Below are 10,308 nucleotides of genomic sequence, written 5' to 3' on the forward strand. Positions count from 1 at the left end.
CCACTGTATATGCAACCAGTTACTTCGTGTGCTTAAGTAACTGTTGCGTCAATTGCGGCAAGCTACTGTAAGCCAATGTCGGCAATACATGTAGGTGTTCAGCCTGACCTAACCCGCCGGTAAACCAAGCACTTTGCCACCCCGCGCGGTGCGCACCCAAAACATCAGCGCTAGGGCTATCGCCAATATGCAACCACTGCTGTGGGGCTACATGTGGAAGCTTGCCTTCGGCCGCATGAAACATGTCGGCAAAAGGTTTACCACGCAGGCTTGCCGACGGTTGAAACACATGCTGAAAATATTCGCCCAAACCAATCGCTGTTACATCAACGTTACCGTTACTTAGCGCGACCAACGGAAAGTGTTCGGCCAACTGACGCATGGCTTGATGCACCTCGGCGGATATTTCCACGGCGTTGCGGTGCTGCATGAAGTGTGCAAATGCGGCTTCAACACCTGCGTCGATCTCGTCGTCAGCCACCGCAAATTGACGTAAGCCATCCGCCAACGCCGTTAAGCGCAATTGCGTCATGTTGCTCGCTAAATCTGGATTGTCGTACATGAGCTGCTGACGATGACGTAGCCAGTCCTGGGCTTGCCATGGCGCCGTTTGGGGAAATTCTTGCACCATAAAATCACGCACAGCCTGCTCTGCACGCTGCATGACAGGCACGTTGTTATAGAGGGTGTCGTCAAGATCAAAACTGAGTGCTTGCACCGAGTACAAACGGCGAAAAAACTGCATGAACAAGCCCTTTACTTCTTTTTGCGAGCACGCGGATGCGCGCCATCATAAACCTTCGCAAGATGCTGAAAATCAAGATGCGTATACACTTGTGTGGTGCTTAAATTCGCATGCCCCAACAACTCTTGTACCGCACGTAAGTCACCGCTTGATTCTAACATATGTGAGGCGAAGGAGTGACGAAGTTTATGCGGGTGCAGGTTGCCTTTTAGGCCTTGTTGCTGGCCCCAGTAGTTAAGTCGTTGTTGTACAGTACGTGGATTAATTCGTTGGTTTCGTTGCGAGATAAACAAAGCCACTTCGGTTAAATTACCCCCTAGCCATTGCGCCCGTATCGGCAACCAGCGTTCAAGCGCTTCAGCGGCACAGCGCCCGTAGGGCACAATGCGGGTTTTATTGCCCTTACCCAATACACGCAACTCACGATGCCGTGGTTGAATGCCATCAATATCTAGCGCCACCAGCTCAGCAAGCCGCAAGCCACTGCCGTACAGCAATTCCATCATTGCTGCATCGCGCACCGCTAAAGGGTCATTTTGGGGAAGCTTGAGTAACTGGCTGATGCTGTCCACATCAAGATTTTTCGGTAGTCGCTTGGCTTTGCGCGGGGCTTTAAGTTGTGCTGCAGGATTATCGAACAATAATTTTTCGCGAATCAAATAATTACAAAAAGTCCGCCACGCTGCTAACCGCAGCGCCAGCGAGGCATCGCCGAGTCCGCGCCGACGCCAGCCCACGAACAGGCGCTCAAGTACTGGTAACGTTAATTGCTGCACAGAGTCAACCCGAAGGCTGGCTAATTCGGTCATATCGTCGGTGAGAATACGCCCATAATTGGTCAGCGTATTTTCGGCGAGCCCGCGTTCGCCGGCTAAATGATTAAGAAAGCGTTGGCGCAGTTCAAACAGCGTCATGATGCGCAGCGTGATGACTGAGCAGCGGCGGCAAAATTCGACTCAACAATGCCTGCAACTGACGCACCAACAAGGTGTCCATGGCCGGTTCAAAGTGGCTCGCGTCATGGTTACCGATGGCTAACATACCCAACTCGCCTTTATGCCCCAAGAGCAGCAGTGCAACGGAAGCTATTGGTTCATTCGGAAACAAAAGCTTTTTCTCATCGGCAGTGAGTCGGCCTAAGTACACGGGGTCATTCTGAAACCGTTTACTCAATAATTTTTTGTGGGTGTCTGCGGCAAAGGTAAATTGTTCATCCAACTCAATGGGGCTGTCGAAGAACTTCAAGGACAACGCTGGCATATGTAATTGTTCCGAGAAGGTACGCTGTAACGCGTCCATCACATCCGCCAACTCGGTGCATTCCAGCAGCTCAACATACAACTCACTGTACACCCGAAACAGCTCTTCATTGCGCCGGGCAGTAATCATCAAGTCGGTGATTTCTTCCTCAAGCTGCATGATGCGCTGACGCAGCACCTGCTGCTGACGCTCCACCAACGACACCGTGCCACGCTCTTGGTGACGCAAGCTCAACTGTTGCAACAACTGCGGATGATGCTCGAAAAAATCTGTATTTTCTTCAAGGTATTCAGCAATTAAAGTGTCATCAACTACTGGGGTTAGAATTTTGTTTGCTTCGGTCGTCATAGTTTTATGTATCCATCATAAACATGTTCCGCAGTACCGGTCATGCGTACCTGCTGACCCGGTTGCCAACGAATATTAAGTTGCCCGCCAGGTAGCTCAACGGTCACCTGATCGTTCAGTTTACCTTGGCGCATGCCAATTACTGCCGCTGCGCAGGCACCGCTACCGCATGCTTGTGTTTCACCAACCCCGCGTTCATACACACGTAATTTTACGCGATCGCGATCAATGACTTGCATGAATCCCACGTTTACGCCCTCAGGGAAGCGCTCGTGCTCAGAAATTGCTTGGCCCAGCGAATCTACCGGCGCAGTTTCAATAGTGTCGACCTCAATAACGCAATGTGGATTGCCAATTCCCATCACACCACACAAGATGGTTTGATCTTGTTCACGTAAAATATAGGTCAGCTCTTCTTTATTTGCCTTAAAAGGTATCGCCGCCGGGTTGAATTCGGGTTGCCCCATTTCAACCGTAATGCGACCATCGCGCTCGTGGTGCAACACCAGCTTGCCCGCCTTGGTGCTTACCCGTATGTGGCTTTTATTGCTCAAGCCTTTAAGTTTCACATACAACGCGAAACACCGGGCACCGTTACCACATTGAGCAACTTCTGAACCGTCTGCATTGAAAATGCGGTAATGGAAATCTAAATCTGGGTCATAGGGCGGCTCAATTAATAGCAACTGGTCAAAACCAACGCCCCGATGCCGATCTGCCCAATGTCGAATTTGCTCTGGGTTCACGTAAATATTTTGCGTGACACCGTCAATCACCATGAAGTCATTGCCGAGGCCATGCATTTTTGCAAAATTCATCGCGGCATCTCCATGATTTGTTCACCCTTCCATAAGTCGGACAGCACTTCGCGTTGGCGAATTACCTGGGCATGATAACCCTGCACCATAACTTCGGCAGCACGTGGGCGGGTGTTGTAGTTTGAGCTCATTGTAAACCCGTAGGCCCCGGCGTTCATCACGGCGAGTAAATCACCTTCTTTTGCGGACAAGTGCCGTGCGTGCCCTAAGAAGTCACCGGTTTCACAAACGGGCCCCACCACATCAACAATCGCTTTATCGGCATCATGTTGCACAACCGGAATAATGTCGTGATACGCCTGATACAAAGCAGGTCGCATCAAGTCGTTCATGCCCGCATCAACCAGCAGAAAGTCTTTGTCCGCGCCGGGCTTGTGAAATTCAACTTGCGTCAGTAATACTCCGGCATTACCCACAATAGCGCGACCTGGCTCGAGTAATAGCGTTAAGTTTCCAACTTTTTCAGCCCGCTCTTGCAAAGCATGCAAGTAAGTACTCACATCCGGCGTGTTTTCTTGCTGATAGGGAATACCAATACCGCCGCCCATATCTAAATGGGTGATATTGATTCCCTCTGCACGCAAGTCCGTGACCAAATTCAGTAAAATATCAGCAGCATCTAAAAACGGCGACATCGACAATATTTGGGAGCCAATGTGGCAATCCAAACCTTGCATGTTAATGTGCGCTAGAGCTTGCCCGCGGCGGGCAACATTGCGCGCATCCTGCATGGATATACCGAACTTATTCGCTTTCAGCCCGGTGGCAATATAAGGGTGCGTTTGTGCGTCTACATCGGGGTTTACCCGCAACGACACAGGAGCGATTACACCGTGCGCAGCAGCTACGTCATTGAGGCGCTCAAGCTCTGCTGCTGACTCCACATTAAAACAATAAATGCCCTGCTCGAGCGCGTAGGCCATTTCTTCACGGCTTTTTGCCACCCCTGAAAACACCACATTACTCGCTTTGCCGCCAGCGGCAATAACTCGTGCCAGCTCGCCACCGGAAACGATGTCAAAGCCAGCGCCAAGGCGAGCCAGTAAATTCAGCACGGCCAAGTTGCTATTGGCTTTAACTGCGTAACAGAGCTTATGCGGTGCTGGCCAATGGTCAGCAAAACGCTTCCAATTCGCAGCAATCATGGCCTGCGAGTAAACATAAAGCGGTGTTCCGAACTGTTCGGCAAGGCGATCAAGCGCAACATTTTCCGCATGCAGTATGCCGCGCTTATAGTCAAAACTCATGCTTGGTCACCGCTTTCGCTTGGCTGATTTTGTTCAGCCGGAGGTGGCATTTCCAGCGGCCCTTTTTGACCGCAAGCAGCGATAAAACCTAGCGTTCCTGCTACAATGATCAGACGCATTACTTTCAAGTTAAACATCGGTAAACTGTACCTAATAATTACGGTTAAAATTGTTGATGTGTCTATCATCGCATTGAGACGCACAAATGTCATTATCAGGAGTTGACATGCAAGAACATGAGTACCATGAATTAGCCGAAGCCACCATCTTAGCTATTGAAGAAGCGATTGAAGCCTGTGGCGTAGATATCGACTGTGAATCAGGCGGTGACATTCTGGAGTTAACCTTCCCGAATGGCACAAAAATGGTTATCAACAAGCAGCCGCCACTGATGCAATTGTGGTTGGCAACGAAATTCAATGGCCACCACTTTGAATTCCGTGACGGCCAGTGGATTGATAACCGTACCGGCAGTGAATTGTGGGCCTTGCTAAGTGAAGCGGCGAGTCGCCAAGCGGATACCGCCATTACCTTACAACCTGATTCAAAATAAAATAGAGCAGCATAATGAGTAAAACACTTCGCATCGCAACGCGTAAAAGCTTGCTGGCCATGTGGCAAGCCGAGCACATCAAAGCGCGTTTAGAGCAACTGCACCCAAATTTAACCGTCGAGCTTTTACCAATGAGCACGCGCGGCGACGTGATTTTGGATACGCCGCTGGCAAAAATCGGTGGTAAAGGGTTGTTTGTAAAAGAGCTTGAGGTTGCCATGTTAGAAGGGCAGGCCGACCTTGCTGTGCATTCCATGAAGGACTTGCCGGTTGAATTTCCAGATGGGCTTGAGTTGTTCGGAATTTGTGAGCGAGAAGACCCGCGCGATGCGTTTGTGTCCAATAATTATGCCCGTTTAGAGGATTTACCAGAAGGCGCTATTGTCGGCACGTGCAGCTTACGTCGCAAATGCCAAATTCTAGCGAACTTCCCCCACGTGGTGGTGCATGATTTGCGTGGCAATGTGCAGACGCGTTTACGCAAACTCGATGAAGGCCAATTCGATGCCATTATATTAGCTGCGTCAGGGCTCATACGATTAGATTTAAGCGCGCGCATTAAACAACGTATTCCGGCTGATTTATGCTTGCCTGCTAACGGGCAGGGCGTACTGGGTATTGAATGCCGTAGCGATGATACAGCCACAAAGGCGTTGTTAGACCCATTAACCTGCATTGATACACGCAGCTGCGTGCTTGCCGAGCGCGCCATGAACCGCCGCTTGCAAGGTGGTTGCCAAGTTCCAATTGGCGCCTATGCCGAATTACACGGTGACCAGTTGCATTTACGCGGTTTAGTTGGACGCCCTGATGGCAGTGAAATTATTGAAGGCGATATTAAAGGTCACCGTGACCATGCTGAAGCTTTGGGAACTGAGCTTGCCGAGTATTTGTTGTCACGTGGTGCCGGCAAAATTCTCAACGACGTGTACGCGGAGAACGAATTACAGTCATGAATCATAGCCTGTTGCTTTTGCGTCCATCGGAACAAGCCCATGAGCTTGCAAAAATGCTGCAACAGCGGGCATCGAAATTGAATCTGACATTCTCCTGCACCAATAAGAGCATGGTGAAGATAACGAGCTTTGACGATCCGAACCATAGCTTGCGCGGTATTTTGCAACAAAAGTGGGATGCCGCCATGATGGTGAGTGTTAATGCAGCTAAATATTTCGCGCAGCAAGCGCAGGCTTGGGCGCCTGACTGTGCCATGCCTCCTGCACGGTGGTATGCCGTTGGGCCGACCAGTGCCGCAGCCATTGCTCGAGTTGTTGGTCGCCCAGTGTGCTGCCCTTGGCGCCAACACAATAGCGACGCATTACTCGCACTACCCGAATTAAGCAAGGTTCGTGGGCAACGTTGGTTGTTGGTACGCGGCCATGGCGGTCGCGAGCTGGTTGCCGATACACTGCGCGCGCGCGGGGCCGAGGTTTCTTACCTTGAAGTGTATCAGCGCACCCCGGAGCCCCTCAGTGAGACTGAGTATGCGGCGTGGCAACAACAAATTAATGGTATTGTCGTGACCAGTGCCGAACAATTAGGTTATTTTCTTGCGGCAGTACCAAAGCAAGCACTAAGCTGGTTAGCACAATGCTACTGGATTGTCGCCAGCGAGCGCTTAAAGCAACTATTACCGCCTGCCCTGCAACAAATGGTTGTTGTGGCGCATAGTGCAACGCCATTTGCGATAGTCGATGCTTGGCAACACATCTTGGATCAGCAGCACGCACATAAGGAACGTACATGAGTGAGTCTAAAAAACAGAAGCCTGCAAACGATCAAACGGCTACTGAAGCAACGGCAAAAACGACTGATGATAAAGTAACGCCGAAGCCATCTACGAAAGCCGCTGAGACCAAACCTGCTGCAGCGAAAACCAAGCCTGCTCGAAGTAGTTCTAAGGTGCGCTCTGGCATAATTGCGTGGGCATTGGTCGCACTGCTTGCGGTAATTATAATTGCCGCCGCTTGGTTCGGTTATCGCCATGTATGGCCGATGCACCAACAGCAAATTACACAAATGGCCGCGCAGCAAGATACCGCACAAACGACTATTAATGAACTGCAGGGCCGTTTAAACGAACTGGAAGAAGCGGTTAACGCGCGGGTTCAGTCTTCCGTTGAGGGTTTAGAACAGCGCGTTGATGCCCAGTTAGGTCGACAACAGCGGACCATTGATGACTATCAATTAGCCGTACAGTCGGTACAGGCTGAACTTGCCAACTTGGATATCTCACAAGAATCAAACTGGCGTATTTATGAAGCGCGTAATTTAGCTGAACGCGCAGCAACCAAACTTTGGATTGAACATAACCCGAATGCTGCACTGGCCTTTTTGCGCCTTGCGGAGTCACACATTATTGCGCTCGATAACCCGGCGCACCGTATGGCGCGCCAGGCTCTGGCCAATGATATTGCCGTACTTGAGCAATTACCACCAAGTCAGATTGACGCGGTAACCCTAAAATTAGGCACCTTACGTAACCAAATTGCGCGCAGCCAATGGCATCAGCAATTCGCCATGTCTAGCGCTGAGAAAGCCAACGCAACAGATGGTACGTGGTTGGCTAATCTGCAACGCAGCTTCAATACCCTGCTAAAACAATTTATCCATGTGCAACGTCGTGATACACCCGTTGAACCGATGATTGCAGACGCTTATTTTGATGTACTGCAACAGCGTTTATTGCTGCAACTGCAGCTTGCGCAACAAGCCGCTATGACCGATTCCCAGGCAATTTTCACAGCCAGCATCGACGAAGCTGAGGCTCTTATAAACACGTTACAAGGGCAGGTGGCTGATGCGAACTTCGAGCAATTGCTGAACGAATTACAGGCACTGAAAGCCACCCACTTACGCCCAGATTACCCGTCTGAGTTAAGCGCTACGCAGCAACTTGAGCGCCTTGCTAACCAAGTTAATCAAGGGGGTTAACGATGAAAACCGCCTTGGTTGTTATTGTACTATTTATCGCGGGCTTACTGCTGGGCCCATTGTGGTCAGGTAATACCGGCTATGTGCTTATTTCCGTGGGGTCATACACCGTAGAAACCAGCGTGGTTGCTGCACTTATCCTGCTTGTTATTGCCATCGTCATTTTGCGCGCCGTTTTTGCGTTCATCGGGCGTCTTATTCGTGGCACCAAATGGGGCGTACGTTGGTTTGGCAATCGCCGCCAACAAAAAGCCGAAACAGCGTTTCATGATGCGCTGGTTGGGCTCAACCACGGTGACTATGCGGGTAGTTCGCGCGCAGCAAACCGTGCGTGGCAACTTCGCAAACAACCCAATGATGCCCTGTTAGCAGCCTATGCGGCGCAGCAAACCGGTGACGTGAAACAAGCCCGAGAGTGGCTCACGCACACCGATCAAACCGCTGAGTTAGCCGTGGCTGAAATGATTTATGCACTGCGTGAAAACCCGGAGAGTATTGATAGTCGGTTAACTCAGTTACGCGCACTTTTAAAAGATTATCCGCGCCATCCGGAGTTACTTCGCCAGGCCATTGTTGGGCTTCGTCATAAGCACCGCTATCGCGACATCGCTGGTTTATTGCCAGCAGCTGAGCAACAGCATTTATTTAACGCCACAGAGTTTGACCAACTGGTTGAGGAAACCTATTTCCACATGATGCTCGAAGCGGGGCGCAGCAGTGCCAGCGCCTTGCAAGACTACTGGCAGGCGTTGACGCGCGACCAACGACGTAACAAAGCAATTCGCCGAGCGTACCTGCACGCATTGAAAACGTTTAATGCAACGGCTGCGGCAGATAAAGTTGCGGCACGCGCACTGAAACGTGGCGAACTTGATATCGCGTATCTAATAGAGAAAGATTTATTGGTAGCTGGTCCTGAGCTGCGCGACATCGTACAGGATGGTTTAAAGCAGAAACCTGATGATGCTTTGTTGTTACAGGCTATAGGCCAAATGGCATTACAAACCAAAGACTATGCGCTGGCGCAACGTGCTCTGAGGCGAGCCGCAGACCTTGCCCCATCCCAACGCGTGTTGTTTGATCTTGCCCAAACTTATGATGCGCTTGGCGACACCGCCAATGCTTTGAAATGTTATCGGGAAGGCTTGCGGGGTTAACCGCAAGCCGTTGTCGGAATACCTAGCGTTGCTTACTGGCGGATACCTTCAATAGATAAAAAGATTTCGACCGTTTCAGAAGCAGGACCTAAGTCATAGTTCATACCAAACTCAGCTGGCGTTAAGGTTACCGCACCTTCAAAGCCGCGACGGAAACCGCCCCACGGATCTTGACCCGAGCCAATTTCCTTCACATCAATTGCGATTTCTTTGGTGGTTCCATATAGGGTGAAGTTACCCTTAAGCACGCCGGTGCCATCGCCATTCGGCGCATAGCTGGTAGACTCGAACTTCGCCTGCGGGTACTTTTCAACGTTGAAGAAGTCGCCGCTACGCAAGTGCTTATCGCGTTCCGCATGGTTACTATCAAGGCTAGCAACGTCAATGGTTACATTCACTTTGGCTGCGCTTGGGTTGGCTTCGTCATAACTGAAGGTGCCTTCAAAGTCGTTGAAACGACCTAACAACCAGCTATAGCCCAAGTGGCTAATTTTGAACTGAACAAATGCATGTGCGCCGTCGGTGTCAATAACATAATCCGCTGCGTTTGCCTGTGTCGCGCCGAATAATGACGCTGAAATAACTGCTGCGAGTGCTAATTTTTTCATGATAAATCTCCTTAAATAAAACGTTATTCGTTGTTCGTTAGTCGTTATTCGAGTCGCTCCGTTTAACGACCAACATACGGGTTAAAGTTGAGTCTTTATTTACAAAGTGATGCTTCAATGCCGCAAGCGCATGGCCTGCAGCGGCAATGACAAGGGCCAGTGCGGTATACCAGTGCACTGTACCGGCAATATCTTCTTGCTGCGGAATGCTGGTGATTAACGCGGGCACTTCAAACCAATCAAATACCGAAATACCGCGCCCATCCGCCGTCGAAATCAAATAGCCACTGATCATGGTCACCAGCAACAGTGCGTAGATTAAGGCATGCCCAACACGCGCACCGATTTGATCAAAACGACTACCCAGCGGCTGTGGTTTAGGGTTCATAAATTTCCAAACCAGTCTAAAAATTGTCAGTGCCAACAGCGTGATGCCAAACGACTTATGCCACCATGGGCCCAACCGATACCAGCTGTCGTAGTAGCCAAGAGTCAGCATCCAATAACCCAGCGCGAAGAGGCCAATGACCATAAGGGCACTTAGCCAATGAATAACGATGGCAATCCATCCATAAGAATTTGTAGTACTCTTCAGCATAAATACGCCCTGCGTTTGTTCACATAGGCAGTGTAACTGA

At 50.3% G+C, this 10,308-nt stretch carries 13 protein-coding genes; 5 read left to right on the forward strand and 8 right to left on the reverse strand.

Features of this window, described 5'->3' with window-relative positions:
• Nucleotides 1-19: 19 nt before the first annotated feature.
• From ACN0UN_RS06340 to lptM, 6 genes are read right to left on the reverse strand one after another with little or no spacing between them, the layout of a single operon-like run.
• Complete coding sequence (locus ACN0UN_RS06340; RefSeq protein ID WP_417659248.1) at nt 20-745, reverse strand: HAD-IA family hydrolase; 726 nt, start codon at nt 743-745, stop codon at nt 20-22.
• Nucleotides 746-756: 11 nt separating this feature from the next.
• Entirely contained in the window at nt 757-1,659 is a 903-nt protein-coding gene (locus tag ACN0UN_RS06345; RefSeq protein WP_417659249.1) for a tyrosine recombinase XerC, read from the reverse strand.
• The gene (locus ACN0UN_RS06350) at nt 1,646-2,353 is read right to left on the reverse strand and encodes a DUF484 family protein (protein ID WP_417659250.1); all 708 of its coding nucleotides are present in this window, start codon (nt 2,351-2,353) and stop codon (nt 1,646-1,648) included. Before ACN0UN_RS06350 ends, ACN0UN_RS06345 begins: the two co-directional genes overlap by 14 nt.
• A complete protein-coding gene (gene dapF, locus ACN0UN_RS06355) occupies nt 2,350-3,171 on the reverse strand; it encodes a diaminopimelate epimerase (protein WP_417659251.1) in 822 nt (273 codons plus the stop codon). The genes ACN0UN_RS06350 and dapF overlap by 4 nt, the downstream gene beginning before the upstream one ends.
• Nucleotides 3,168-4,418 (reverse strand): diaminopimelate decarboxylase, encoded by a 1,251-nt coding sequence (gene lysA / locus ACN0UN_RS06360; protein ID WP_417659252.1) that lies wholly within the window; start codon nt 4,416-4,418, stop codon nt 3,168-3,170. The genes dapF and lysA overlap by 4 nt, the downstream gene beginning before the upstream one ends.
• The gene (gene lptM, locus ACN0UN_RS06365; protein ID WP_164876826.1) at nt 4,415-4,555 is read right to left on the reverse strand and encodes an LPS translocon maturation chaperone LptM; all 141 of its coding nucleotides are present in this window, start codon (nt 4,553-4,555) and stop codon (nt 4,415-4,417) included. The genes lysA and lptM overlap by 4 nt, the downstream gene beginning before the upstream one ends.
• Nucleotides 4,556-4,644: 89 nt before the next feature.
• Between lptM and cyaY the strand changes: the two genes are divergently transcribed.
• Genes cyaY through ACN0UN_RS06390 form a run of 5 tightly spaced genes read left to right on the forward strand, consistent with a single transcriptional unit; the run spans nt 4,645 to nt 9,062 of the window.
• The gene (gene cyaY, locus ACN0UN_RS06370) at nt 4,645-4,971 is read left to right on the forward strand and encodes an iron donor protein CyaY (RefSeq protein ID WP_417659253.1); all 327 of its coding nucleotides are present in this window, start codon (nt 4,645-4,647) and stop codon (nt 4,969-4,971) included.
• Nucleotides 4,972-4,985: 14 nt separating this feature from the next.
• Nucleotides 4,986-5,927 carry a hydroxymethylbilane synthase gene (gene hemC / locus ACN0UN_RS06375; RefSeq protein WP_417659254.1) on the forward strand — a complete coding sequence of 314 codons (942 nt, stop codon included), beginning with the start codon at nt 4,986-4,988 and terminating at the stop codon, nt 5,925-5,927.
• The gene (locus ACN0UN_RS06380; protein ID WP_417659255.1) at nt 5,924-6,718 is read left to right on the forward strand and encodes a uroporphyrinogen-III synthase; all 795 of its coding nucleotides are present in this window, start codon (nt 5,924-5,926) and stop codon (nt 6,716-6,718) included. Before hemC ends, ACN0UN_RS06380 begins: the two co-directional genes overlap by 4 nt.
• Nucleotides 6,715-7,905, forward strand: a complete 1,191-nt coding sequence (locus ACN0UN_RS06385) for a uroporphyrinogen-III C-methyltransferase (protein WP_417659256.1) — start codon at nt 6,715-6,717, stop codon at nt 7,903-7,905. Before ACN0UN_RS06380 ends, ACN0UN_RS06385 begins: the two co-directional genes overlap by 4 nt.
• Before the next feature lie 2 nt (nt 7,906-7,907).
• A complete protein-coding gene (locus ACN0UN_RS06390) occupies nt 7,908-9,062 on the forward strand; it encodes a heme biosynthesis HemY N-terminal domain-containing protein (RefSeq protein ID WP_417659257.1) in 1,155 nt (384 codons plus the stop codon).
• Nucleotides 9,063-9,094: 32 nt separating this feature from the next.
• On the opposite strand, the gene ACN0UN_RS06395 is transcribed toward ACN0UN_RS06390, so the two are convergent.
• Nucleotides 9,095-9,670, reverse strand: a complete 576-nt coding sequence (locus ACN0UN_RS06395; protein WP_417659258.1) for a YceI family protein — start codon at nt 9,668-9,670, stop codon at nt 9,095-9,097.
• 37 nt (nt 9,671-9,707) lie between these two features.
• Nucleotides 9,708-10,268, reverse strand: a complete 561-nt coding sequence (locus ACN0UN_RS06400) for a cytochrome b (protein WP_417659260.1) — start codon at nt 10,266-10,268, stop codon at nt 9,708-9,710.
• Between the last annotated feature and the right edge of the window lie 40 nt (nt 10,269-10,308).

It is taken from the genome of Pseudidiomarina sp. (assembly GCF_048267825.1).
Taxonomy (GTDB): domain Bacteria; phylum Pseudomonadota; class Gammaproteobacteria; order Enterobacterales; family Alteromonadaceae; genus Pseudidiomarina.

Coding starts and splice junctions, on each gene's coding strand:
- lysA (WP_417659252.1), bottom strand. CDS start 4,418: ATGAGTTTTGACTATAAGCGCGGCATACTGCATGCGGAAAATGTTGCG.
- ACN0UN_RS06340 (WP_417659248.1), bottom strand. CDS start 745: ATGCAGTTTTTTCGCCGTTTGTACTCGGTGCAAGCACTCAGTTTTGAT.
- ACN0UN_RS06345 (WP_417659249.1), bottom strand. CDS start 1,659: ATGACGCTGTTTGAACTGCGCCAACGCTTTCTTAATCATTTAGCCGGC.
- ACN0UN_RS06350 (WP_417659250.1), bottom strand. CDS start 2,353: ATGACGACCGAAGCAAACAAAATTCTAACCCCAGTAGTTGATGACACT.
- ACN0UN_RS06390 (WP_417659257.1), top strand. CDS start 7,908: ATGAAAACCGCCTTGGTTGTTATTGTACTATTTATCGCGGGCTTACTG.
- ACN0UN_RS06385 (WP_417659256.1), top strand. CDS start 6,715: ATGAGTGAGTCTAAAAAACAGAAGCCTGCAAACGATCAAACGGCTACT.
- ACN0UN_RS06380 (WP_417659255.1), top strand. CDS start 5,924: ATGAATCATAGCCTGTTGCTTTTGCGTCCATCGGAACAAGCCCATGAG.
- cyaY (WP_417659253.1), top strand. CDS start 4,645: ATGCAAGAACATGAGTACCATGAATTAGCCGAAGCCACCATCTTAGCT.
- hemC (WP_417659254.1), top strand. CDS start 4,986: ATGAGTAAAACACTTCGCATCGCAACGCGTAAAAGCTTGCTGGCCATG.
- dapF (WP_417659251.1), bottom strand. CDS start 3,171: ATGAATTTTGCAAAAATGCATGGCCTCGGCAATGACTTCATGGTGATT.
- lptM (WP_164876826.1), bottom strand. CDS start 4,555: ATGTTTAACTTGAAAGTAATGCGTCTGATCATTGTAGCAGGAACGCTA.
- ACN0UN_RS06400 (WP_417659260.1), bottom strand. CDS start 10,268: ATGCTGAAGAGTACTACAAATTCTTATGGATGGATTGCCATCGTTATT.
- ACN0UN_RS06395 (WP_417659258.1), bottom strand. CDS start 9,670: ATGAAAAAATTAGCACTCGCAGCAGTTATTTCAGCGTCATTATTCGGC.